Origin of the sequence: Mixta intestinalis (assembly GCF_009914055.1) — a bacterium.
GTDB lineage: Bacteria > Pseudomonadota > Gammaproteobacteria > Enterobacterales > Enterobacteriaceae > Mixta > Mixta intestinalis.
In genome coordinates this window covers 1,989,705-2,015,469 of record NZ_CP028271.1, presented here as the reverse complement: position 1 = coordinate 2,015,469, position 25,765 = coordinate 1,989,705, and the positions used below count along the sequence as shown (strand labels likewise).

At 57.1% G+C, this 25,765-nt stretch carries 17 protein-coding genes; 3 read left to right on the top strand and 14 right to left on the bottom strand.

Annotated features, from left to right (window positions below; genetic code table 11):
- Window positions 1–44 precede the first annotated feature (44 nt).
- The 11 genes from C7M51_RS09535 to C7M51_RS09485 all read right to left on the bottom strand — a co-directional run bounded on the left by C7M51_RS09535 (window position 45) and on the right by C7M51_RS09485 (window position 17,646).
- Entirely contained in the window at window positions 45–1,328 is a 1,284-nt protein-coding gene (locus tag C7M51_RS09535) for an MFS transporter (RefSeq protein WP_160621574.1), read from the bottom strand.
- Between the two features lie 67 nt (window positions 1,329–1,395).
- The gene (locus C7M51_RS09530; RefSeq protein ID WP_160621573.1) at window positions 1,396–2,406 is read right to left on the bottom strand and encodes a Zn-dependent oxidoreductase; all 1,011 of its coding nucleotides are present in this window, start codon (window positions 2,404–2,406) and stop codon (window positions 1,396–1,398) included.
- Between the two features lie 10 nt (window positions 2,407–2,416).
- Window positions 2,417–3,631, bottom strand: coding sequence for a D-mannonate dehydratase ManD (manD, locus tag C7M51_RS09525; protein ID WP_141175716.1), 1,215 nt, complete (start codon window positions 3,629–3,631; stop codon window positions 2,417–2,419).
- A 362-nt stretch (window positions 3,632–3,993) separates the two neighbouring features.
- Window positions 3,994–4,893: a lipid kinase YegS gene (yegS, locus tag C7M51_RS09520; RefSeq protein ID WP_160621572.1), complete on the bottom strand. Its 900-nt coding sequence runs from the start codon at window positions 4,891–4,893 to the stop codon at window positions 3,994–3,996.
- A gap of 253 nt (window positions 4,894–5,146) precedes the next feature.
- The gene (gene trhP / locus C7M51_RS09515) at window positions 5,147–6,529 is read right to left on the bottom strand and encodes a prephenate-dependent tRNA uridine(34) hydroxylase TrhP (protein ID WP_160621571.1); all 1,383 of its coding nucleotides are present in this window, start codon (window positions 6,527–6,529) and stop codon (window positions 5,147–5,149) included.
- A 111-nt stretch (window positions 6,530–6,640) separates the two neighbouring features.
- Window positions 6,641–7,345, bottom strand: a complete 705-nt coding sequence (gene baeR, locus C7M51_RS09510) for an envelope stress response regulator BaeR (RefSeq protein ID WP_160621570.1) — start codon at window positions 7,343–7,345, stop codon at window positions 6,641–6,643.
- Between the two features lie 11 nt (window positions 7,346–7,356).
- Window positions 7,357–8,739 carry an envelope stress sensor histidine kinase BaeS gene (gene baeS, locus C7M51_RS09505; protein WP_160621569.1) on the bottom strand — a complete coding sequence of 461 codons (1,383 nt, stop codon included), beginning with the start codon at window positions 8,737–8,739 and terminating at the stop codon, window positions 7,357–7,359.
- Entirely contained in the window at window positions 8,739–10,145 is a 1,407-nt protein-coding gene (mdtD, locus tag C7M51_RS09500) for a multidrug transporter subunit MdtD (protein WP_160621568.1), read from the bottom strand. Before mdtD ends, baeS begins: the two co-directional genes overlap by 1 nt.
- 51 nt (window positions 10,146–10,196) lie before the next feature.
- On the bottom strand, window positions 10,197–13,262 hold the full coding sequence (gene mdtC, locus C7M51_RS09495; RefSeq protein WP_160621567.1) for a multidrug efflux RND transporter permease subunit MdtC: 3,066 nt from the start codon (window positions 13,260–13,262) through the stop codon (window positions 10,197–10,199).
- Complete coding sequence (locus C7M51_RS09490) at window positions 13,259–16,381, bottom strand: MdtB/MuxB family multidrug efflux RND transporter permease subunit (RefSeq protein ID WP_160621566.1); 3,123 nt, start codon at window positions 16,379–16,381, stop codon at window positions 13,259–13,261. The genes mdtC and C7M51_RS09490 overlap by 4 nt, the downstream gene beginning before the upstream one ends.
- The gene (locus C7M51_RS09485; RefSeq protein WP_160621565.1) at window positions 16,381–17,646 is read right to left on the bottom strand and encodes an MdtA/MuxA family multidrug efflux RND transporter periplasmic adaptor subunit; all 1,266 of its coding nucleotides are present in this window, start codon (window positions 17,644–17,646) and stop codon (window positions 16,381–16,383) included. Before C7M51_RS09485 ends, C7M51_RS09490 begins: the two co-directional genes overlap by 1 nt.
- Window positions 17,647–17,940: 294 nt before the next feature.
- Between C7M51_RS09485 and C7M51_RS09480 the strand changes: the two genes are divergently transcribed.
- Window positions 17,941–18,903 carry an aldo/keto reductase gene (locus C7M51_RS09480; RefSeq protein WP_160623616.1) on the top strand — a complete coding sequence of 321 codons (963 nt, stop codon included), beginning with the start codon at window positions 17,941–17,943 and terminating at the stop codon, window positions 18,901–18,903.
- An 87-nt stretch (window positions 18,904–18,990) separates the two neighbouring features.
- On the opposite strand, the gene yegD is transcribed toward C7M51_RS09480, so the two are convergent.
- The 3 genes from yegD to C7M51_RS09465 all read right to left on the bottom strand — a co-directional run bounded on the left by yegD (window position 18,991) and on the right by C7M51_RS09465 (window position 24,175).
- The gene (yegD, locus tag C7M51_RS09475; protein WP_160621564.1) at window positions 18,991–20,346 is read right to left on the bottom strand and encodes a molecular chaperone; all 1,356 of its coding nucleotides are present in this window, start codon (window positions 20,344–20,346) and stop codon (window positions 18,991–18,993) included.
- Window positions 20,347–20,500: 154 nt separating this feature from the next.
- Window positions 20,501–23,422, bottom strand: coding sequence for a diguanylate cyclase domain-containing protein (locus C7M51_RS09470; protein WP_160621563.1), 2,922 nt, complete (start codon window positions 23,420–23,422; stop codon window positions 20,501–20,503).
- A 111-nt stretch (window positions 23,423–23,533) separates the two neighbouring features.
- Window positions 23,534–24,175 (bottom strand): phosphatase PAP2 family protein, encoded by a 642-nt coding sequence (locus C7M51_RS09465; RefSeq protein WP_160621562.1) that lies wholly within the window; start codon window positions 24,173–24,175, stop codon window positions 23,534–23,536.
- A 323-nt stretch (window positions 24,176–24,498) separates the two neighbouring features.
- On the opposite strand from C7M51_RS09465, the gene udk reads away from it, so the two are divergent.
- Complete coding sequence (gene udk / locus C7M51_RS09460; protein ID WP_160621561.1) at window positions 24,499–25,140, top strand: uridine kinase; 642 nt, start codon at window positions 24,499–24,501, stop codon at window positions 25,138–25,140.
- Window positions 25,141–25,183: 43 nt separating this feature from the next.
- Window positions 25,184–25,765, top strand: coding sequence for a dCTP deaminase (gene dcd, locus C7M51_RS09455; protein WP_160621560.1), 582 nt, complete (start codon window positions 25,184–25,186; stop codon window positions 25,763–25,765).

Genomic DNA, 25,765 nt, shown 5'->3' with positions numbered 1-25,765 from the left:
CTTCTGACTTAACGTAAAAGGCGCGCCGGAGCGCGCCGGAAAAATTAGGCTGAAACAGGCGTATTGCTGGCTTTCGGGCTTTTGATAACAAACAGTACTAGGAAGGCACCGAGCGCGGCGATAACGCCCGCCAGCACAAAGGCACTGTCAAATTTGCCGGTATGCTGCACGATAAAGCCGGTAACGATCGGACCGATGATACCTGAAATGCTGCCTACCAGGTGGATAAAGCCGCTGATGCCGCCCACACGGCTTTTATGCACCACGTCCTGAATGATTGCCCAGTAAATTGCCCCAGTGATATAGAGGAAGAAGATGGATACCGACATCAACAGTACCGCAGATGTCACTCCTTCTACCGTACCCGCCAGCGCGACACAAAGCGCAGCAGCCAGTAACGCGACCACCAGCACAATTTTTCGTGACAGCAGCAAACGCCCGGTGATGTTAAAGATTTTATCAGAGATCCAGCCGCCGAGCGCCAGTCCGACGAAGCCGACGATCCACGGAATCACGGTGGTCATACTCATGGATTTAATATCCAGCCCGTGCGCCTGCACCAGATAAGCCGGGAACCAGCTGAGGAAGAAGAACAGAATATAGTTGTAGCAGAAGAAGGCGAAGGCGGTAACCAGAATAATCGGCTGGCGCAGATAGTAGCCCAGGCCGTGTGATGCCTGTGACAGTTCCGGCTCATCGCCCGGCTGTGCCTCTTTCAGTTTCTCAATCAGCGCACGCTCTTCGGCAGAAACACGTTTGCTGCGTGCCGGATTATCCGCAGCGACAAAGAACCAGATAACCATCCAGACGATGCCGATTGAGCAGATGATAACGAAGGCCGGACGCCAGCCGAACGCCAGCGCCAGGTAGCCGATAATCGGCCCGGCGACGGCACCGCCGAGCGGTGAGCCAGCGCTCAGGAAGCCCATTGCGGTGGCGGCCTGTTTTTTCGGGAACCAGCCGTTGATCGCCTTGTTCGCCGATGCGCAAATCGGGCCTTCCGCCATGCCGAACAGCACGCGCAGAATCAGCATCGACCAGAAACCGGTGGCAATGGCAGTCAGGCCGCAGAACAGTGACCACATACCGACGGCGAGGCCCATGACCAGCGTCGGGCCATATTTATCGGTGGCGAGACCGCCAATAAAGTTAAACAACGCGTAACCGAAAAAGAAGCTGCCGAAAATCATGCCGAACTGTTCAGCATTGAGCATCAGATCTTTTTCTATCATCGGCACGGTGAGTGAGAGGGCAACGCGATCGAGGTAGTTGATCATATAGACCAAAAACAGCAGAAGTACGATGGTCCAGCGTAGGTTCTTGAACATGGTATCTCCGTAATATTCTGATAGTTATAATATTTACGGGAGGGCGACATGGTCGCCCGACCCTGGTTTATTCAATAGATAAAATGACTTTGCAACAGGTGCGCGGATCTTTTTCAAACAGCGTCATCGCCTGCTCAACCTGTTCCAGCGGGAAGTAATGCGTCACCAGCTTCTCCGGCTGGATAGCGCCGCGCTCCATCCACTCGATTACCTGTGGGAAGCGGTGGCTGTTAAGCCGTGAGGTAAACAGCGACAGCTCTTTACTGGTCAGGCTCTGTTGGGTAATGGTGCAGGGTTCGGCGGAAAAACCGAGCAGCCCGATACGTGCTGCCGGAGAAGCCAGCGCCGCGGCTTCTGCCAGAATAGAAGGATGGCAGGCGGCATCGATAATCAGCGTTGGCTGAACACCTTCAAGCTGGGCGGCCAGCGGCGTCTCGCTGTTATTAAACACCGCGTCGGCACCGTTTTCTTTTGCCATTGCCAGGCGTTCCGGCAGACGATCGGCTACCAGCACCTGCTTCACGCCGTAAACGCCTTTCAGCGCCTGAATTGCCGTCAGGCCCATCGGCCCGGCACCGTAGACCAGCGCGATATCCTGCGCCGTCGGTTTCAGGAAGGCGGCAATATTGGCGGCGATGGTAAAGGGCTCGATCAGGCTGGCGAGCTTATCGGGAATGCTGTCCGGCACGCGCCAGGCGTTGCTGGCAGGCGCAACGGCATACTGGCTGAAGCCGCCGTCGCGGTGAACGCCGATCACCTGTAGCTCACGGCAAACATTAGGACGGCCTACTGAGCAAGGGTAACAGTGACCGCAGCTGACCACCGGATCGACCGCCACGCGTTCACCGATACGACCACTGTCTACGCCGGGGCCTACGGCATCAATAGTGCCGAAAAACTCATGACCGATAACGCGCGGGTAGCGGGCAAAAGGGTTGTGACCGTGCCAGATATGCACGTCAGAACCGCAGATGCTGGCATAGCGTACTTTAACGCGCACTTCGCCTGCGGCAGGTTCAGGCAGCGGACGATCCTGGATGCGCAGTTCGTTCGGCTGTTCAATAACGACGCTTTTCATCTTGTTCTCCTTACCAGTTCCACAGCGTGCCGTCTTCCAGACGCGCTACCGGCAGATAGGCCGGGTCATAGGGATATTTCGCTGCCAGCTTCTCATCAAATTCGATGCCGAGGCCCGGCTTGTCGCCCGGATGCATATAGCCGTTATCAAAGGTCCAGTTGTGCGGGAACAGTTCCAGCATCTGTTCGGAGTAGCCCATATATTCCTGTACGCCGAAGTTCGGCACCCAGAGATCGAAGTGCAGCGCCGCCGCCATGCAGATCGGTGAAAGATCGGACGGGCCGTGCGAGCCGGTGCGAACCTGATAGAGCGAGGCGAAATCGGCGATGCGGCGCATACCGGTGATGCCGCCAGCGTGGGTGATAGTGGTGCGGATATAGTCGATCAGCTGCTCTTCAATCAGCTGTTTGCAGTCCCAGATACTGTTAAAGACTTCACCCACGGCAATTGGCGTAACGGTATGCTGGCGGATCAGACGGAAGCACTCCTGGTTTTCCGCAGGTGTCGGATCTTCCATCCAGAACAGGCGGTAATCTTCAATGCGTTTGCCGAAGCGGGCGGCTTCGATCGGCGTCAGACGGTGGTGCATATCGTGCAGCAGGTGCTCATCGAAACCAAAGCGATCGCGCACCGCTTCAAACAGCTTCGGCGTGAAGTCGAGGTATTTTTCAGTAGACCACAGTTGCTCTTCCGGCCAGTTGCCTTTGGTCGCGGGCTCATAGGCCAGGCCTTTACCTTTCGCCATGCCGTAGGTGGTTTTCATGCCCGGCACGCCGCACTGCACGCGAATCGCCTTAAAGCCCATCTCTTTATGGCGCGCATAGTCTTCCAGCACTTCATCAATAGTGTGGCCGGTAGTGTGGCAGTAAACCATAACGCCGGTGCGTGAGGCTCCGCCCAGCAGCTGATAGAGCGGCATATTGGCTGCTTTTGCTTTGATATCCCACAGTGCCATATCGACGGCGGAAATAGCGGACATGGTGACCGGGCCGCGACGCCAGTAGGCGCCTTTGTAGAAGAACTGCCAGATATCTTCAATCTGATGCGCATCACGGCCAATCAGCTGTGGGCAAATATGATCTTTCAGGTAGGAGGCGACCGGTAGCTCGCGCCCGTTAAGCGTGGCGTCGCCGATACCGGTCAGGCCTTCGTCGGTGGTGATTTTAAGGGTGACAAAATTCCTGCCGGGGCAGGTAACAAACACTTCAGCTTTAACAATCTTCATTTTCTGACCTTTATAACGACGGTGAATGCCTGAAATTTATGCTCTGTCGTACTACCATACAAGTGGTCTGATGCGAATGAGCGATCGCCGTCACACTGTTTTTTAAGACGGTTAATGTTGTTACCAGTCCTGATATTCTTTTTGTCTTTTAGCGGATACCGTTTCCGACAGGCGCAGGATATCGATCTGCGATAGCAGACCGGGTACGATCGTACAGGCGGTCAGCCCACGATCGTTGCCAGCTGGGCCAGCCGTTGCCGGTTTGCAGCAGCATAAATCAGGGAGAGCACGCTGAGGAAAAATCGATCGGAAATGGGCCTGTCTGTAGAGGCAACCGGTGGCAGACAGGCGTACAGTAAGGATCAGGCAAGTAACGGGCAGAGCGGCGGCAGACGACAGGCCAGCGCGCCGGGCACCACGTCGATATAAAATTCGGTGCCGCTGAGCGGTTCGCCATCGAGGTTAAAGGTCATTTCATTTGGCGAGGTAATTTTCAGCCAGGGCAGGGTAGCGGCAACGATATTGGGATTCTGTTCATCGCTGGTCAGCGAATGCAGCAGCGTCGAAAGCAGTTCCTGCGACGTGATGATGCTGAGATCCAGCAGCCCGTCATTAATCAGCGCCCGGGGACAGAGACGCTGCCCGCCGCCCGCCTGACGTCCGTTGCCGACGCCGATGGCTAGCGCATCGCCGCGCCAGTCAAAGTTGGGGCCGCTGATGGTGCAGCTGTCCGCCTTTAGCGTATCCATGCGCATCAGACCATGAATAAAATAGGAGACGCCGCCCAGTGCCGATTTCAGCTTTTCCGGGGTTTCGGTCGTGATACGGGTGCCAAAGCCGCCCGTAGCCATATTGATAAAATAGCGATCGCCGTTTACGCGCGCGAGATCAATATTGACCGCTTTGCCAAAGATAGCCAGCCGCAGCGCGGCACCAGGCTCTTCGGGAATACCGGTGCTGGTGGCAAAATCATTGGCGGTACCCAGCGGTAAAATACCGAGTACCGGGCGCGAGGCGACAGGCAGCTTTGCTAACGCGTTCGCCAGTTCATTAATGGTGCCATCGCCGCCGCCTGCCACCACGGTGGCTGCGTTTAATCTGATGGCCTCCTGCAAATAGCGTTCGCCGTCACCCGCTTCCCAGGTAACGCGCACCGCTATTGGATAGCCTTCATCACGCAGCGCGTAAATCGCCTCGCGCAGCGCATCATTACCGGCACCTTTTCCGTTGAGAATGACCAGCGTCAGAGCCTGTTGTTCCATGCTATTTCCCTTGGCAGCTAATTACGCAGAGTATTGCATTGAGTTTATAGCACAGACAGAAGAAACGCAGCGTGGCGGCGGGGCTTTAGGAGCATACCGAAAGAAAAAACCCGCGCGGGGGAGCCGGGCGGGCGAAGGAGGTGGTTCCTGGTACAGACTGCTGTTTATTTTTACTCGTTTTAGCAGGCGCGATGTTAACGAGAAACCGCGCTGGCTAATGTGATCAAATTCTAAAAACGGTCACTCAGCGAAATTATTTTACCGTGGTGGTTTGATTTTCTCGGTGTGGATCACGTGTTGTGGTGCCATTCAGGTTACGCATCAGCAGCGCAAAGGCGATATCCATGTCCGCCGGAACCGGCAGCCAGACGATGTGCCCGTTGCCTGGCGCGACGTCCACCAGCTGGCCTTTATCGTTTTCCAGTGAGGCCAGCGTAAAGTGAAGGTTTCCGGCTGGCGTCATCAGTTCCAGGCTGTCACCGAGAGAAAATTTATTTTTTACCGCCACCTGCGCCAGATCGCCGCGCCGTTCGCCGGTAAATTCGCCAACAAACTGTTGACGATCGGAGACAGAATAGCCGTAATCATAGTTCTGATAACTGTCGTGCGTATGACGACGCAGGAAGCCCTCGGTATAGCCGCGATGCGCCAGCCCTTCCAGCGTTGCCAGCAAGGTGGGATCGAAAGGCTTACCGGCGGCAGCATCGTCGATGGCGCGGCGGTAAACCTGGGCGGTACGGGCGCAATAATAAAATGATTTCGTGCGGCCTTCGATTTTCAGCGAATGGACGCCCATGCGCGTCAGGCGTTCGACGTGCGCTACCGCACGCAGATCCTTCGAGTTCATGATATAGGTGCCGTGCTCATCCTCGAAGGCGGTCATGTATTCGCCGGGACGCATCGCTTCTTCAATCATAAACACTTTATCGGTCGGCTGGCCCGTGCCGAGGGTGGGCGTGATGTTTTGTACCGGGATAGGCTCATGCTGATGGACAATATTGCCCACTTCATCTTCTTTGCCTTCCTGCACTTTATATTCCCAGCGGCAAGCGTTAGTGCAGGTTCCCTGGTTGGGATCGCGCTTGTTGATATAGCCGGAAAGCAGACAGCGACCAGAGTAGGCCATGCAGAGCGCGCCGTGGACGAAAATCTCCAGCTCCATCTCTGGTACCTGGCGGCGAATTTCTTCGATCTCTTCCAGCGACAGCTCGCGCGACAGAATCACGCGCGTCAGCCCCATCTGCTGCCAGAATTTTACCGTCGCCCAGTTCACCGCGTTTGCCTGTACCGACAGGTGAATTGCCATCGCCGGAAACGCCTCACGCACCATCATAATCAGGCCGGGATCGGACATAATCAGCGCGTCCGGCTGCATCTCGATAACCGGCTGTAGGTCGCGGATAAAGGTTTTCAGTTTGGCGTTATGCGGCGCGATATTTACCACCACGTAAAACTTTTTGCCCAGCGCATGCGCTTCTTTGATGCCCTGCGCCAGATTCTGGTGGTTGAATTCATTATTGCGCACGCGCAGGCTGTAGCGCGGCTGGCCGGCATATACGGCGTCAGCGCCATAGGCGAAGGCGTAGCGCATATTTTTCAGCGAGCCGGCGGGAGAGAGGAGTTCCGGTTTAAACATAGCGTTCTCAGTCTGATGTCAGGTCAGATATTGCGGACGGGCACATCGACATTGATGGCCCGTTAAAAGGGAGAAGAATTCTAAGCGCCGTACAGCGTGATGTAAATTGCGCTAGATCAAACGACACACATCCGCTTCCCAGCGATAGCCCATGCCGTAGACGGCGCGAATAAAGGGCTGATCGGCGTCCAGCGCTTCCAGCTTGCGGCGCAGATTTTTGATATGGCTGTCGATGGTGCGGTCGGTCACTACGCGGTAGTCATCATACAGGTGGTTCAGCAGCTGCTCGCGTGAAAAGACTTTACCCGGTTCCTGCGCCAGCGTTTTCAGCAGGCGAAACTCGGCGGGCGTCAGATCGAGCGTTTTGCCGTCCCAGCTTGCCTGGAAGCGTCCTTCGTCAATCACCAGCGGCGAGGGCGATGCGGCTTCTTCTGCCGGACGGCGGCAGCGGCGCAGAATAGTTTTTACGCGCGCCACCACTTCACGTGGGCTGAACGGTTTGCAGATATAGTCATCTGCGCCAATCTCCAGCCCCAGCAGCCGATCGATCTCCTCGATTTTGGCGGTCACCATAATGATCGGCAGTTCAGAAAAGCGCCGCAGCTCGCGGCAGACCGACAGACCATCAAGGCCGGGCAGCATCAGGTCCAGCAACAGCAGATCCGGCGGCGTCTGCTGCACAAAGCTTACCACCTCATCGCCGCGCGCCAGGTGATGAGTGCGGTAGTTGGCCGCCTGCAGATAATCAATCATCAGCTGAGCAATCTTCGGCTCATCTTCCACAATCAGGATCAGTGGCTGGGTAAATTCATTCATGGGCTGACTGTTCAGAGTTTATCATGCGGTAAGTCTACTCTGATTTGCAGTCCACCTAAATCGGAGTGATCCGCAGACATCACCCCGCCATGCGCTTCGACAATATTTCGACAGATAGCCAGCCCCAGCCCGGAACCGCCGCTGGCGCGATTGCGCGATCCTTCGGTGCGGTAGAAGCGTTCGAAAATCTGCTCGCGTTGCGCGTCATCCACTCCCGGCGCGGAATCATCGATCAGCAGCCGCCAGCCTGCGGTGCTGGCGTAAAGCGCCAGGCTGACGCTGCCGTTGCGATCGGTATAGCGCAGGCTGTTTTCCAGCAGGTTAGTAAACAGCTGAATCAGCCGGTCAGGATCGCCAAAAAACGGCGCGTGCTCCGGCAGTTCCAGCTTTAGCGTCAGGTTATGGCTGGCGTAGCGGGCGTGAAAATTACCGGCCACCATCTCCAGCAGCGCCGCCAGATCGGTATTGCTTTTACGATAGGCGAGGGCACCTTCATCGGAAAGCGACAGCTGATGCAGATCGTCCACCAGTTTGGTCAGCGTGCCGACCTCCATCAGCAACGAACTGACCGCTTCCGGCGTTAACTTACGTACGCCATCCTGCATCGCTTCCAGCTCGCCGCGCAGGATCGCCAGCGGCGTGCGCAGCTCGTGGGAAATATCTGCCATAAAGGCGCGGCGCATACTTTCATTCTTTTCCAGCGAGCTGGCGAGACGGTTGAAATCCTGTGCCAGCCGTCCCAGTTCATCGTTACTGCTGACCGCCACCCGGCTGGTAAAGTGTCCCGCCGCCAGCTGATGGGTGCCTGCCACCAGGCGTTTTACCGGTGCCAGCAGGCCACGCGACATCAGCCAGGTTACCGCCGCCGCCAGCAGCGTAGACAGGCCAACAATCAGCCAGCTGGTGCGCCGTTGCTGTTGATCGAAGTTGATATCGGCGCTGCGCGTCAGCCGCTCCGGCGGCGAGCCGACCACCCAGCCAACCACGTGGCCGTTATCGGTGGTGATACTGTGCCGGATGCCCTCCTGTGGCACCCGCGCGTGAGGGCCAAACAGCACGCGATAGCGCTGATCGACCACCCAAAACTGTGTGCGCCAGCCGTGCGGCGGCAGGTAGTTATTGTTATCGGGATTCTGCTCCAGCGAGCGCAGGATTGAGAACATCGACCGGTTATTATTGCGCAGGAAGTTCCAGTTGCCGTGCTGCTGATACTGCTCCGCCAGCGCCTCGCTCATTAGTGTCAGCCGCTGCTCGTTGCCGCGCTTGATGTAATCAATAAAGCCATGCTCGAAGCTGAGGCGTACGCCCCAGTGCATGGTGATCAGCACCAGCATGCAGGTAAAGAAAATCGCGCAAAACAGCTTTGCGCTGATGCCAAAACGCAGTTTATCCATTAACGTGACGATCTCCTGCGGCTCAGGACCGCATTTTTACTGTTTTCTTTCGGTACGCGCCAGAATACCAGCGCGGCCAGCGCAATAATCAGTGCCACGCAGAGCCAGGTGTGGATAAAGGTTTCATGTGCCATGGGGCTGTCGGCAGCGGCATGATGACCGAAGGCACCCAGCAGCAGCCCGGCAATGGTGACGCCGATACTCATTGAAAGCTGCATTACCATCGACAACAGGCTGTTGCCGCTGGAGGCGAGGTTATCCGGCAGTTCCTTCAGCGTCAGCGTATTCATCGACGAAAAGCGAATCGCGTTGACCATTCCCTGGAAGAACAGTACCACCGGCAGCGCCCAGGTCCAGCCCAGCAGCGCTACCAGCGGAAACAGCAATACTACTACGGCGAGCGCCAGCGTCGATCCGACCAGCACATTGCGGTAGCCGAAGCGGTTGACGATCTGCACTACGATACGCTTCATCCCCATATTGCCAAGCACCATCGGAATCATCATCAACCCGGCGTGAAACGGACTGTAGCCGAGGCCGAGCTGTAAGAACAGCGGCGTCATAAATGGCAACATGCCGCTGCCGATGCGCCCGGTCAGGCTACCGAGCAGGCCGATGGAATAGGTACGGTTAGCGAACAGCTTCAGGCTGAACAGCGCGTTATCGTTGCCGCGCGCATGCATCAGATAGAACAACAGCGCAAACAGGCCGGTGAGCAGCAGCAGCCCCAGCTTCAGCGGCGCGGTATCGTGCTGACTGTCCAGCGCCAGCGTCAGCGTTGCCATACCGATTGCCAACAGCAGAAAGCCGGAAAAATCAAAGCGGCGCGTTTGCATCGAGTAGTTCGGCATTAGCGTCAGGGTAGCGATAGCGCCAATAATGCCGACCGGCAGATTAATCAGGAAAATCCAGTGCCAGCTGGCGTACTCTACCAGTACACCGCCCAGTGCCGGCCCGACCAGCGGACCTACCTGTCCCGGCAGCGTGACGAACGTCATTGCCGCCATATACTGTGCGCGTGGCACGATCTTCATCACCGTCAGGCGCCCCACCGGCACCAGCATCGCGCCGCCGAACCCCTGTAGCACGCGTGCCAGCACCAGCTGATCCAGCGAACCGGCCAGGGCGCAAAACAGCGAGCCGAGGCTGAACAGCACGATGGCGCTAAAGAAAATGTTGCGCACGCCAAAGCGATCCGCCAGCCAGCCGCTGAGCGGCAGCGTGACGGCGACGGTCAACACGTAGGAAACCACCACCGAATGCATCTGGAGCGGATCGACGCCCAAATCACGCGCCATTGAGGGCAGGGCGGTGTTAACGATAGTAGTATCCAGCGTCTGCATAAAGAAACCGATGGCGACGATCCACAGCTGCCAGCGTACCGATGCAGATTGAGCATTCTTCATAATTTGCCTCTGTTACACGTCGAGCCTGCCGCCAGCCAGCCTGAAGGCGGGTTAACCGGCCACAGGAACTGGCTGTTTACGTCGACGCAGCTTATCCATATAGAGATAAACCACCGGCGTGGTATAGAGCGTTAACAGCTGACTCATTACCAGGCCGCCAACAATGGTAATCCCCAGCGGTTGTCTTAGTTCCGCACCATCCCCGCTGGTCAGTACCAGCGGCAGCGCGCCCAGCAGGGCAGCCAGCGTGGTCATCAGGATCGGGCGAAAACGCAGCAGTGACGCCTGATAAATGGCCTCGCGTGGTGCCATGCCGCTGTTACGCTGCGCGTCCAGCGCGAAATCAACCATCATAATGGCATTTTTCTTCACGATACCGATCAGCAGCATGATACCGATTAGCGCAATCAGGCTGAACGGTGCGCCAAATCCCTCCAGCGCCAGCAGCGCGCCGACGCCCGCCGATGGCAGGGTCGAAAGGATAGTAAGCGGATGTACATAGCTTTCATATAATATGCCCAGCACAATATACACCGTGGCGATAGCTGCAATTATCAGCCAGAGCTGGCTGTTCTGCGTCTCTTTAAACACCTGTGCTGTGCCAGCAAAGTTGCCGCGCACGCTGGAAGGAACGCCAAGCGCGGTCATGGTTCGTTCGATGGATTCTGATGCCTGCGACAGCGAAACGCCTTCCGGCAGGTTAAAGGCAATGGTTGACGCGGCGGAAAGCCCCTGATGGTTGACCGACAGCGGCGCGTTAGAAGGCTGCCAGCGGGCAAACCAGGAGAGCGGGATCGCCTTGCCATCGCCGTTGACCACAAACATCTGATCGAGCGCGCTGATATCCTGGGTGTAGCGCGGGTCGACTTCCATCACCACTTTGTACTGGTTTAGCGGCTGATAGATAGTAGAAACCTGACGCTGACCAAAGGCGTTATTGAGCAAGGCATTGGCGTCCGACACGCTGATACCGAGCCGCGCCATACTTTCGCGATCGTAAGTCAGCGCCATCTCCGCGCCCTTATCCTGCTGATCGGAGCTGACGTCGGCGAGATCCGGTAGCTTGCTGAAGGCCTGCCGGATTTTCGGCTCCCATTCACGCAGATCGCTCAGGCTGTCCGACAGCAGCGTGTACTGGTAGCTGGCGTTGGCCTGGCGTCCGCCGACGCGAATATCCTGTACCGGCATCAGGAACAGGCTGGCACCCGGCTCTTTCGCCAGCTTGACGCGCAGGCGGGCAATAATCTGTTGAGCGCTCTCTTTGCGCTCAGAGAGCGGCTTCAGCGAAATAAACATCGAACCGCTGTTGGTGCGCGAGCCGCCGGTAAAGCCGGTCACGTTATCTACCGCCGGATCTTCACGGATAATTTTCATAAAGTCTGACAGCTTGCCGCGCATTGCCTGGAAGGAAATGCTCTGATCGGCAGAGATAAAGCCCATCAGCCGCCCGGTATCCTGTTCCGGGAAAAAGGTTTTTGGAATAGTGATATAGAGGTAAATCGTCAGGCCGATGGTTGCCAACAGCACCAGCAGCGTCCAGCGTGCGCGATCGAGCACCCAGTGCAGCGAACGGCCATAACCGTGCTGTAGCCCCTGCATCATACGGTTAAAATGATTATTGCGCGGCGCCTCGCTGCGCTTTGCCTTCAGCAGCCAGGCGCACATCATCGGCGTTAAGGTCAGTGAGATCACCAGCGAAATCAGGATCGCCACCGACAGCGTGACGGCGAATTCGCGGAACAGACGCCCAACCAGACCGCCCATCAGCAGCAGCGGAATAAACACCGCCACCAGCGACACGCTCATCGACAGTACGGTAAAGCCGACTTCTCGTACCCCCTGTAGCGCCGCCTGCAACGGCTTCATGCCCGCTTCAATATGGCGGGAAATATTCTCCAGCACCACGATGGCGTCATCCACCACAAAGCCGGTGGCGATGGTCAGCGCCATCAGCGACAGGTTATTCAGGCTGAAGCCGCACAGGTACATGGCGGCAAACGTACCGATCAGCGATACCGGCACCGCCACCGCCGGAATCAGCGTGGCGCGTCCGGAACGCAGGAACAGAAACACCACCAGAATCACCAGCGCTACGGCGATCACCAGCGACTGCTCTACCTCTTCCAGAGAGGCGCGAATGGTTGGCGAACGGTCCTGGGCGATGGCCAGCGAAATGGCAGCGGGAATCGATTCACGCAGTTCTGGTATTTCGGCGCGGATACGATCCACCGTCTGAATGATGTTGGCCTCGGCGGTTTTGCGGATCACCAACAGTACCGCCGGTTTGGCGTTGGTCATCCCGGCGTTGCGTACGTCCTGTACCGAGTCGCTGACCGTGGCGACATCCTGCAAGCGTACCGCCGCACCGTTGTTGTAGTGCACTACCAGCGGGCGATACTCCGCGGCGGTTTTTAGCTCATCGTTGGTTTTCAGCTGCCAGCGCTGTGTGCCGGTTTCCAGCGCCCCCTGTGGGCGACGCACGTTGGCGGCGGAAATGGCCGAGCGCACCGCATCCAGTGAAACGCCCTGATTAAACAGCGCCTGCGGGTTGAGCGCCACGCGCACGGCGGGCAGTGAACTGCCGCCAACGGTAACGTCACCGACGCCTTCGATCTGCGACAGCTTCTGCGCCAGCTGCGTGGAGGCGTAATCGTAAAGCTGACCGGGCGTCCAGTCATCCGAGGTCAGCGTCATAATCATAATCGGTGCGTCGGAAGGGTTGGCTTTGCGCCAGTTGGGACGGCTCGGCATCCCGCTCGGCAGCAGGCTTTGCGCCGCATTGATCGCCGCCTGTACGTCGCGCGCCGCGCCGTTGATATCGCGATCGTAGTCAAACACCATAATGATGCGCGTACTGCCCAGCGAACTGGTGGAGGTCATTTCGCTGACGCCGGCGATGCGTCCCAGCGAGCGCTCCAGCGGCGTGGCAACCGAGGATGCCATGGTTTCCGGCGAGGCGCCCGGCAGCGAGGCGCTGACCATAATCACCGGAAAATCAACCTGCGGCAGCGGCGCGACCGGCAGCAGGCGATAGCCGAGGATGCCCACCAGCGCGATCGCCAGCGTCAACAGACAGGTAGCGACCGGGCGATAGATAAACAGCGCAAAGAATTTCACGGACGCGCCTCCCCGGAATGCAGGCGTCGGCGCGTATAGTGCGCCAGGCGATCGAACAGCAGGTAAATAACCGGCGTGGTGAATAGCGTCAGTACCTGACTGAGGATCAGCCCGCCAACCATGGCGATACCGAGCGGGCGGCGTAATTCTGCGCCAACGCCGGTGCTCAGCATCAGCGGCAGCGCGCCTAACAGCGCCGCCAGCGTGGTCATCAGAATCGGACGGAAGCGCAGCAGGCAGGCCTGATAGATCGCCTCGTAAGGCGTTTTACCCTGTTCGCGTTCGGCGGCAAGGGCGAAGTCGATCATCATAATGGCGTTTTTCTTCACGATGCCGATCAGCAGAATGATGCCGATGATGGCGATCACATCCAGCTCATGCCCGCTGAGCATCAGCGCCAGCAGCGCGCCGACGCCTGCGGTAGGCAGCGTGGAGAGAATGGTGATGGGATGAATAAAGCTTTCATACAGCACGCCCAGCACGATATACATCGCCACGATAGCGGCGACAATCAGCCAGACCGTGCTGCCCAGCGCCGCCTGGAAAGCCAGCGTGCTGCCCTGGAAGCGGGTCATGATATCTGACGGCATGGCGAGATCTTTCTCCGCCGCGCCAATCGCCTTAACCGCTTCGCCCAGCGAATAGCCTTCGCTCAGGTTGAATGAGAACGTCGTTGAAGGGAACTGATCGAGATGGTTTACCGTCAGTGCGCCGTGCCGCTGCTCAATTTTTGCCACGGTGCTGAGCGGCACCGCGCCGCCGTCGCTGGTGGCGATACGGATATCGTTCAGCGCGGCAAGACCTGGTGTCTGGCGGGTATCCTGTTCCAGCACCACGCGATACTGGTTGGCCTGGGTATAAATAGTGGAAATCAAACGCTGACCAAAGGCGTTATACAGCGCGTTATCGATATCGCTCATGCTGATGCCGAGGCGGCTGGCGCTGTCGCGATCGACGTTCACGTAAGCTTCCAGCCCTTTGTCCTGCCAGTCGCTGCTGACGTCTTTCAACTGGGGCAGGGTACGCAGACGGGCCACCAGCTGCGGCACCCATTCGCTCAGTGACTCCAGCGAACTGGTTTGCAGGGTAAACTGATACTGGGTGCGGCTCAGCTGGGTATCGATGGTCAGATCCTGCACCGGCTGTAGCCAGAGCGTGACGCCGGGCAGCTGCGCAACCGCACTTTGCAGGCGCTCCACCACTGCCGGAATACGGTCGTCGCGTTCCTCCAGCGGCTTGAGGTTGATCTGTACGCGGGCGCTGTTCAGCGCCGGGTTGGTGCCGTCCACGCCGACAAAAGAGGTCACGCTCTGCACCGCCGGATCGCGTTCGATAATCGTTGCCACATCGCGCGTGCGCTGTGCCATGCTGGCATAGGAGACGCTCTGCGGTGCCTGCAATGTGCCCTGAATAATGCCGTTATCCTGTAGCGGGAAGAAACCTTTGGGGATCAATACCCACAGCAGCAGCGTCAGCAGCAGCGTTGCCAGCGCCACGCCCAGCGTTATCCACGGATGTTGCAGCACGCGCGTCAGGCCGCGCCCGTAAAAAGCAATAATGCGTTCAAACATTGCTTCGCTGGCACGGGAAAAGCGATTCTGCTTGCGCAGCGATTCTGCATTCAGCATGCGGGCGCACATCATCGGCGTCAGCGTCAGCGAAACAATGGCGGAGATTAATATCGCTACCGCCAGCGTCACGGCGAACTCGCGGAACAGGCGCCCGACGATATCGCCCATAAACAGCAGCGGGATCAGCACCGCAATCAGGGAAAAGGTCAGTGAGATAATGGTAAAGCCGATTTCACCCGCGCCTTTCAGCGTTGCCGCCAGCGGCTTCTCGCCCTGTTCGATATAGCGTGAGATATTTTCAATGACCACGATAGCGTCGTCCACCACGAAACCGGTAGCGATGGTCAATGCCATCAGCGTCAGGTTATTGATGGAGAAACCGAGCAGGTAGAGCACGGCAAAGGTGCCGATCAGCGAAAGCGGTACCGCTACCGCCGGAATAATCGTGGCGGGCACGTTGCGTAAAAACAGGTAGATAATCATTACCACCAGCGCCAGCGCCAGCAGCAGTTCCATCTGCACATCGTGCACGGAAGCGCGAATATTGGTGGTGCGATCGGAGAGCAGGGTAACCTCAACCGATTTTGGCAACGAAGCGGTCAGCTCCGGCAGCAGGCTGCGAATATTGTCGGCGGTGGCGATAATATTTGCGCCCGGCTGACGCTGTACGTTGAGCACGATTGCCTGCTGGCGGTTGGCCCAGGCACCCAGCCAGCTGTTTTCCGCGCCCTGTTCCACGGTGGCGACATCGCCCAGCCGGACCGGTGCGTTGTTACGATAGGCAATAATCAGCTGACGATAATCTTCCGCCGACTGCATCTGATCGTTTGCCGATAGCGTAATCGAGCGTTCCGGGCCGTCCATGCTGCCTTTTGCCGAGTTAACGTTGGCGCTGGCGATGGCGGTACGTACCGTTTCGCTGTCAAGGCCGAGCGAGGCGAGCGCCTGCGCATTCATTTTTACCCGTACTGCCGGGCGCTGCCCGCCGGACAGCGTCACCAGGCCGACGCCGCTGACCTGCGAAATTTTCTGGGCGATACGGGTTTCCACCATATCCTGCACCTGGGTCATCGGCATACTGCTGGTGGTTACCGCCAGCGTCATAATTGGCGGATCGGCGGGGTTGACCTTACTGTAGACCGGTGGATTAGGCAGATCGTTCGGCAGCAGGTTGGTGGCCGAGTTGATCGCCGCCTGTACTTCCTGTTCGGCAACATCAAGCGGCAGCGTTAGCTGAAACTGTAAGGTTACCACCGAAGCGCCGCCGGAACTCTGCGACGACATCTGTTGCAGGCCGGACATCTGGCCGAACTGACGCTCCAGCGGTGCGGTAATCGCCGACGTAACAACATCAGGACTGGCTCCGGGATAAAGCGTAACGACCTGAATCGTCGGGTAATCCACTTCCGGCAGGGCGGACACGGGTAAGAAGCGATAACCGAGGATACCTGCCAGCAGAATAGCCACCATCAACAGGGTAGTGGCAACCGGGCGCAGGATAAAGTGGCGGGATGGCCCGCCGGTGGCGTTAGGAGGCAAAACCTGCATCAGGCGCGATCTCCCTTAGCGCGATCGCCACGTGTGCGTTCGGCTTTTTCAGGCGGGGTCGTTTTCTCTTCGGCGGCAGCGGTTGACTGCGGGGCTACCACTTCAACCGTTGCGCCTTCCGTCAGGCGATCCAGTCCGTCAGTGACCACGCGTTCGCCCGCGCTCAGTCCGGCGCTGATGACGACTTTCTGGCTGTCCTGTAGGCCGGGCGTGACGCTTTTCTTACTGACTTTATTATCGTTATTCACTACCCAGACAAAGTTGCCTTCGCTGCCCATCTGTAGCGCGGCGGCGGGGATCACTACCGCATCGTGCAGAGTATTGACTTTCAGGCGCGCATTAACGAACTGATTAGGGAACAGGCGATCGTCTTCATTGCTGAAGCGTGCTTTAAGCTTGATGGTGCCGGTGGTGGTATCGATCTGGTTATCCAGGCTCAGCAGCGTGCCGCTGGTCAGCAGCTCGCTGTTGCTGCGATCCCAGGCCTCGACCAGCAGCGGCTGGCCCGCTTTCTGCGCCTGTAAAATCGCCTGAATGGTATTTTCCGGCAGGGTGAACAAAACATCGATAGGGTGAGTCTGTGTCAGTACCACCAGCCCGCTGGTATCGCCGCTGGAGATATAGTTGCCAACGTCTACCTGTTTCAGGCCAGCGCGACCATCAATAGGGGCGGTAATGCGGCTGTAGCTGAGATTCAGCTCAGCGCTGGCGACGCTGGCTTCATCAGCCTTGATGGTGCCCAGCGTTTCGCTGACCGCTGACCGCTGAGTATCCAACTCCTGCTGTGAAACCAGATGGGTTTTCGCCAGTTTTTCATAGCGCGCCAGGTCACGACGCGCGTTAGCAAGAGTGGCGCGATCGCGTGCTAACTGGCCCTGTGCCTGGCTTAGCGCAACCTGGTAGGGACGCGGATCGATCTCAGCCAGCAGCTGGCCTGCTTTAACCTGTTCGCCTTCCTTAAAGTGGAGTGCCATTAGCTCACCATCGACGCGGCTGCGTACCGTCACCGTATTGGCGGCGGTAACGGTGCCGAGGCCGGAAAAGTATTGCGGTACGCTTTGCGTCTGCGCGGTGGCTGCCTGTACCGGTGCCAGCGGCATATTGCGCCTTCCACCTTTGCCGCGCTGTTGCTGTGTCGGCTTACCGCCCGCGCCTTCCGTACCGCTGTCTACGCCATGTGGCCAAAGGAAATAAGCAGCGACGGCGACCAGCGCAACAAAGATGAGTAACAGCGTTTTTTTCGAGATACGGCGTGAGGCATTCATTGCGGTTTTTTGCTCTCCGGCAGTGTAATCAAAGGTTCCAGGCGGGTCAGCAAGGCCGCTTCCCGCTAAGGTAGCTAGTGTAATTATTAAATAAGATAAAAAAATGGAGGAATTAAGAATAACTGTAAGGGTGCAGTAAGGCTGACGTAAGTATCTGCGATCTCGCCGCGTGAGACAAATCTGACGGCGATTTTTTCTTTTCGTATCAGCATGCCATAAATTACCAGGGCAGAGGCGTGGATGTTTGCTACGCTCATCAACAGGTTGGCAACAGATTAATTAAGGAGAACAATGATGAGTCAGATTGAAATCCGTCAGCTGGGGCGCAGCGGCATTGAAGTGCCCGTGCTGACCTTTGGTGGCAACGTGTTTGGCTGGACCGTCGATCAGAATACCTCGTTCTCACTACTGGATGCGTTGGTAGAAAAAGGGCTCTGGTTCATCGATACCGCTGATGTGTATTCCCGCTGGGCACCGGGCAACGAGGGTGGCGAATCGGAGACTATTATCGGTAACTGGCTGAAAAAAAGCGGCAAGCGCAACAGCATTATTTTGGCGACCAAGGTAGGGATGGAGCTGTCGCCAGAAAAAACGGGACTGGCGGGCAAATATATTCGTCAGGCGGTGGAGGATTCACTGCGCCGTCTGCAAACCGACTATATCGATCTTTATCAGGCGCACCGCGATGACGATCAAACGCCGCTGGAAGAGACGCTGAGCACCTTCGACGATCTGATCAAAGAGGGTAAGGTACGCGCTATCGGCGCATCCAACTATTCAGCGGCCCGCCTGAGCGAAGCGCTGAAGGTAAGTGAACAAAACGGTCTGGCGCGCTACGAAACCCTGCAGCCGGAATATAACCTCTACGATCGTAAAGAGTATGAGAGTGGGCTGGAGCAGGTAGCAAAAGAGAACGGCCTCGGCGTGATTAACTACTATTCGCTGGCCAGCGGTTTCCTGAGCGGTAAATACCGTCGCCCGGAAGACGCCAGTAAAAGTCAGCGTGGGCAGGGCGTGGTAGAGAAATACCTTAACGATCGCGGGTTGCGGATTTTACAGATGCTGGATGAGGTAGCGCAGGCGCGCAACGTTTCTCCGACGCAGGTTGCGCTGGCCTGGCAGATTGCCCGTCCGGGTATCACCGCGCCTATCGTCAGCGCAACTTCGCTGGAACAGGTGGATGAGCTGGTTAAAGCCGCCACGCTGCGTCTGAATCTCGATGAGATTGAAAAACTGACCCAGGCCAGCAGCTATTAAGCCAGAGGCGAATAACAGGTAGTGCGGGCACCTTGCGGTGCCCGTATTGACTGCGGCGTTTTCGTTAACGCCTGAACGCTTCCAGAATCAGGCGAAAACCAGCTGCGCCCAGCGTGCCAGCCCGGCGGTGACGGAGCCGAAATCATCGCCGGAAGCCAGCGGAATATTCGGTAACTGCCGCTGTAACGCCTGGCGCAACAGCGGTGAGCGGGCGCTACCGCCGGTCAGATAGATCATATCTGGCATGGTACCGCTGGTTTCCAGCGCCAGCGCAACCTGTTCCTGAATACGATCCAGCGGTGCGGCAATCGCCGTCTCCAGCCCGGTACGGTCCACTTCTTTTTTTGCCAGATCCGCCTCGATAAACGCCAGCGCCGCTTCCACTTCCGTCCGGTCGGACAGGGCAATTTTGCTCTCTTCCGCCGCCCGCACCAGACGATAGCTGAGACGCTGCTGCCATACTTTCAGCAGACGCTGCACTTTTTCCGGCTGGCGGGCATCGCGGATCAGATCCAGCAGCAGCTTGCGGCAGGCGCTGGAGTAGAACTCGCTCTGTGCCGGTACGTCGTTAATCGCCACCGCATTCCACCACGGCAGCGCAGGCAGGGCGATGCCTTTTTGCGTTTCGCCGCCAAGACCGAGCAGCGGCATCAGCTCTTTATAGGCCAGCGCGATATCAAGATCGTTACCACCGACGCGGCAGCCGCTGTGGCCCAGCAGGCTACTGGCACGATCGGCGCTGTGGTGCCACTGCGGACCCATCAGCAACATACTACAGTCGGTAGTACCGCCGCCGATATCGACGACCAGCACCCGTTTTTCCTCGCTCAGGGTTGCTTCAAAATCCAGTCCTGCGGCGACCGGTTCAAACTGGAACACCACATCACGAAAACCGGCGCGGCTGGCGGCGCGGGCGAGGATGCCCTGCGCCTGACGGTTAGCCTCTTCGCCACCCAGCCCCTGAAAGTTAACCGGACGTCCGATTACCGCCTGTTCAATTGAACGATCCAGCTGCTGCTCAGCGGTCTGACGGATATGCAGCATCATGGCGCAGACCAGATCTTCAAACAGAGCGATTTGCTGCGGCTTCAGACCGCTGGCACCGAGGAAAGATTTTGGCGACTTAACAAACCACACCTCTTCAGGATCGGCCATGTATTGCGCCAGCGCATCAAGGCCGAAACGCACGCTGCCGGGCGTGACCTCAATATCTTCTTCGCGGTTGAAGGTGATGGCGCGCCGTAGCAGCGCCTGATTTTCCGCCTCTGGCGTTGGCACCTGGTGGTGGCGAAACAGCCACTCGCTGATCGCTTCACGCGTTGGACCACACAGCATAGAGGGCAGATAAGGGGAATCCTTTTCCAGTTTAAGTAGCCGTGGCGCGCCTTGCTCCACCACGGCTACGGAACAGTTAGCCGTTCCGTAATCGAAACCGATAAACACAGAATTTCACCCTCTTCGAAAAAAGGGGGTGACTTTACCGGAGCCGACTGAGCGTGGCAAATGTTTCGCGTATTCCTGCGGGGCGGATAGCATTAGCGGCTATTTGATAGCGAAAAAGCTGTTCTCCAGCAGGCCGCTTAGCGGTTCACCGCTGTTAACCGCCGCCCCCCCAGACCGCATCCACGCCAATACTGCCCAGCGTGGATAACGCTACCGGCAGATCTACCGGTCCGGCAACGGTAGCGATACGCAGCCGCTGAGCCTGGCCGTGGATAATGGAAACCAGCATCTCGTCCATCAGATTGCAATGTACATTGGCGATCAAATCGGGTGCCATTTGCAGAAAATCGATCGCATCCTGCGGCAGACGATCGAAAGCGTCCAGATTACGCCCAAAGTGACGCGACATAATGCGGCAACCCTGCTGGCGCAGGCGTAGCAGCACCGGAAACAGATGGTGAGCATGGTTTAGCAACATAGAGGTTTCCAGGCTTACGATCAGCAAATCGCCATGTAACGGACTATTGTCTAAGCGATCGAGCAACCGATCCAACTGTTGCGGATCCAGCAGGCTTTCCGCCGCCAGCGGCAGCACCACGTTCAGCGCTTTACGGGCGACGCCTGCGGCGCACTGGTTAAAAAAGCTGTTGAGCAGCGCCTCGTCCAGCTGCTGACGCAGCGCGGCGTCCGTCAGGCTGGCGCGAAACGCTTCGACATCTACCTCATGATCCTGCGCATCAAGAATGCGCGCCTGTAGCAGATGGAAATTTGCCGACTGTGGCTTATGCGGCGCGGATACCGCCCAGGCTTGCCAGCGTATCGGCTGCGCAATCAGCCTGACGATATCCGCATGCGATAGCGCAACCTGCTGCTCGCGTTGCAGGCGAGTTTCATATACCGACAGCTGACCGCGTCCGTTGTGTTTGGCGTTGTAGCAGGCGAGATCGGCCTGCGCCAGCACTTCGCTGCTTTGGCAGTTGTGTACGTTAATCGTGGTGAGCCCTGCGCTGGCACCGATACGATGCAGTTTTCCTTCCCAAAGAAAACGATAATCGTTGATGGCGTTGACGATGCGCTGTACCGCCTGTTGCGCATCCTGCAACGGACAGTCGGGCAGCAGCAGGCCAAACTCATCACCGCCGAGGCGTGCCAGAAAATCGCTGCCGCGCAGCTGGTGGCTCATCAGTTCTGCCAGTTCGCGCAGCAGCGCATCGCCCGCAGCATGTCCGGCGCTGTCGTTAACCGCTTTAAAGCGATCGAGATCGATAAACGCCAGTGCATGCTGCTGTTTTTCCGCCGCTGAAAGTAATAGCCGCTTTAGCTGATGCTCAAAGCTGGCCCGGTTCGGCAGCCGCGTCAGCGTGTCGTGAGAGGCGCTATAGTGCAGCCGCTTCAGGATTTCTCGTGATTCGCTGACGTCCTGAATCACCAGTACGCTGCCGATATTTTTCCCTTCCAGCGTTTTCAGCGGCGTCATGCTGTAATGAATGGCAAACTGTTCGCCAGAGGCGTTATGCAGAATAAGATCGCGGTCAAGTTCAGTCACAGTGGTCGCATTGGGCAGATTGCAGCGCAGAATATTCTCTATTTCTACACCGTGGGCACCGTGAGTAATACGCAGTATCGTACTGATGGGTTTACCTTCCGCCTGCTCCTGCGTCCAGCCGCTCATTTGTTCGGCAACTGGGTTCATAAAGTTGACGCGCAGCTCTTCATCAATGCTGATAACCGCTTCGCCAATGGCATCCAGCGTAATCAGCATCCGCTCTTTTTCCTGATAGAGCGCGTCATTAAGCTGGCGCAGTTCGGTAACATCCTGATTAATTCCTAACATACGTGTTGCTTTGCCATCGGCGTTAAACAACATATTCGCCTGTGACCGGATATAGCGGATGCCGAGACGGGTAACGATACGACATTCCAGAATAAAAGGTTGGTTCTCTTCGAGCGTGCGGCGCACCGCCTCCTTTGCCAGAGTGCGATCGTCAGGGTGGAGGCGATTTAACCAGAATCCATAGGTAGGGCGATCGCTGTCGTCCAGCTCATAAATGGCAAACATGCGCTTGTCCCAGCTCATCTGGTTACGTGTGACATCCCACTCCCAGACGCCTATTCCCCCCGCCTCGTTAGCCAGCGTAATCCGCTCCATCAGGCGCTGATTCTCCGCCTCGCTGGCGCTGATATGTTTTTTTTCCTCCTGAAAAGCGTACATCACCATGGTCATAATATGGCTGGGGATCAGGACCAGCAGAAACGGCAGCCAGGGCGCGGTAATCATAAAGTAGGGATTAGCGGTGTGCAGTTCGATCAGGTGAAACGCCAGCATTAGCGACATCAGCGAAACGTTGGCGAAAAAAATGAAAAATGCCTCCAGCCGCGGCAGGCGTACGGCTACCCAGAACAAGATTACAATCACAAAAGTAAAGGGCCAGGGTAAAAAGCGCAGTGCCAGGCAGCACAGCAGCAGCGAGGCTGCCAGCGTCAACAGCATCTCCAGCAACGCCTGCTGCGTAATCCGCTGGAAGTAACGCGATTGCCACAGCAGGCAAATCGGCCCCAGCGTCAGCATCCCGATAACCTCTGAAAGCACCCAGGTGCCAAAAAAATGCAGGCCGGGCACGCCGCCGCTAACGTGTTGCCACCAGAGTGCCATCAGCCCGCCCAGCAGCGGCGTCAGGATGCCGGTTGCTACCGCCATTTTGCACCAGCTGAACAACGAGTCGAGCGGCGCATCCGCGCGCAATAGCCTGCGCAGTAGCCATCCGCCCACGATACTTTGCAGCAGATTAATTACGGACCAGGCGAGCGGCGGCCAGCGCAGACCGAGAAAGAGGGCGTTGGCACCCAGCGTGCCGAGCAGGCAGGCGGTGAGCAGGATCACAAGAGAAGTAGACCGCTGGCGAAAGACTACCGCCGTCATGATGGCGGTGGCATACCAGAGCGGGGAAATTCTGTTATCGAGCGCCATCAACGCCAGGCAAAATAGCGAGGCAAAAAAGCAGAGCAGGCCCAGCAATAAAGCGGGCCTGAAAATGGAGGCGTCGTTGTACGCGGGCGAAAAGGTATCGGTAGTCATCCACGAGTCCGGCTGGCCTGCCAGCCACTGCTGAACAGGCGTGATATCACTACCGTGATGCTAGCACAGCCTGGCTAACCTGACCTGTTGCCAACCGCAGAAATCGCTGCGCTATTCAAAGGATTGATAACCGGCCTCTCGCTGTTTTAACAGGTCGGCACGCGTCCAGGGCTTCTCCAGCCCGGCAATATCGGCAGACAGGTGTTCAAGAAAATTTTGCGTTGTTGCGATGCGTCCGTGGCCCATAATGATCAGCGGCAGAACCAGTGCCGCGCTAAGCTGTGGCAAAGAGAAACCTTTCAGCTGCGTATGCCGCTGTGATATCAGGAACAGCGTGCTGAGGGTAAAGCCCAGCAGCAGCCCGGCAGCCACCTCGCTTTTTGAATGCGCATGCAGAACCAGGCGCGATGCGCCTACCAGCAACGGCACCATGTAACCAATAGTCACTGCCACGCCGCGCCAGAAAGCCGGTAAACGACCTGACAGCAGCCACAACATGACGGGCCAGAGCGTGGCCGACATTGCGCTGTGGCCGCTGAAGCCGGTGAAATTGAAACGTGCGCTGCCGATACCGAATCCCATAAATAAAATTTTCGACACGCTGACAATCAGGCCAGCCAGACCGAAGGCCAGTATCCAGCACCATATCGTACGGCGGTCATCGCTTTTCCACGGCAGAATTAACGCGATAAGGATTGCTGTGGGGATCAGCAACATGCTGTCGCCAAAATAGGTAATCGTTCTCCAGGACATAGCTAACCTTATATTTATGTGGATACCCTCCGTCAACGGACGCAGGGCGCGCGCAACGCGGTAAATAAAAAATAAGACGTTACGCACGTACAGCAGTTTATCGATGAAAACCTGACAGCGCTAAAGGAGAAAGTCTGAAAAGCGTGCGTTCAGCCACGCATAACGCCAGCCCGCCCGCGCCGGGCCGCTTTTTTCTGGCATCGCATCAGCGATATCCCTATAATTGCCGCCAGTTAACCCTCTCAATATCTGACTGAACGCTAAAGATGATGTTTTTATATCGCTTTGGTGCCACGTCACACAGTTATCAGGTCTTTAATTTTATGACTGACAAGTCTCATCAATGCGTCATTGTAGGTATCGCAGGCGCATCTGCATCAGGAAAAAGTTTAATTGCCAGCACGCTGTATCGCGAGATTCGCGACCAGGTCGGCGATGAACATATTGGCGTGATTCCTGAGGACAGTTACTACAAAGACCAAAGCCATCTCACTATGGAAGAGCGGGTTAAAACTAACTATGACCACCCCAGCGCGATGGATCACGATTTGCTGTTACAGCATCTGCGGGCGTTAAAATTGGGGCAGCATATCGATCTGCCGGTTTACAGCTACGTTGAGCATACGCGCACTCAGCAGACGGTACAGCTGGCACCGAAGAAAGTCATTATTCTGGAAGGCATCCTGTTATTAACCGATGCACGCCTGCGCGAAGAGATGAACTTCTCTATTTTTGTCGATACGCCGCTGGATATCTGTTTGATGCGTCGTATGAAACGCGACGTTAATGAACGTGGACGGTCGATGGATTCGGTCATGGCGCAGTATCAGAAAACCGTGCGTCCGATGTTTTTGCAGTTTATCGAACCTTCAAAACAGTATGCCGATATCATCGTGCCGCGCGGCGGCAAAAACCGCATCGCCATTGATATTCTGAAAGCCAAGATCAATCAGTTTTTTGAATAAGAGAGGCCGTTGGCAACGCTGAAGCAAAGGAGAGTTAAGAACAATGAGATTATGCGATCGCGATATTGAAGCCTGGCTCGATAACGGCAAGTTGGTTATTTCGCCGCGTCCGCCGGTGGAACGGATTAACGGCGCGACCGTTGACGTGCGGCTCGGTAACCAGTTCCGTACTTTTCGCGGCCATACCGCCGCCTATATCGATTTGAGCGGCCCGAAGCATGAAGTAAGCGCGGCGCTCGATCGGGTGATGAGTGATGAAATTGTGCTGCCGGAAGGCGAGGCGTTTTTCCTCCATCCGGGCGAACTGGCGCTGGCGGTCACGCTGGAGTCGGTGACGCTGCCTGACGATCTGGTCGGCTGGCTGGACGGACGCTCTTCGCTGGCGCGTCTTGGGCTGATGGTGCACGTGACCGCGCACCGTATCGATCCGGGTTGGCAGGGCCGGATCGTGCTGGAGTTCTATAATTCAGGGAAATTGCCGCTGGCGCTGCGTCCGGGAATGCTTATCGGTGCGTTGAGCTTTGAGCCGCTTTCCGGCCCTGCTGCGCGTCCGTATAATCGTCGGGAAGATGCGAAATACAAAGGACAGCAGGGCGCGGTCGCCAGCCGTATCGATAAAGATTAA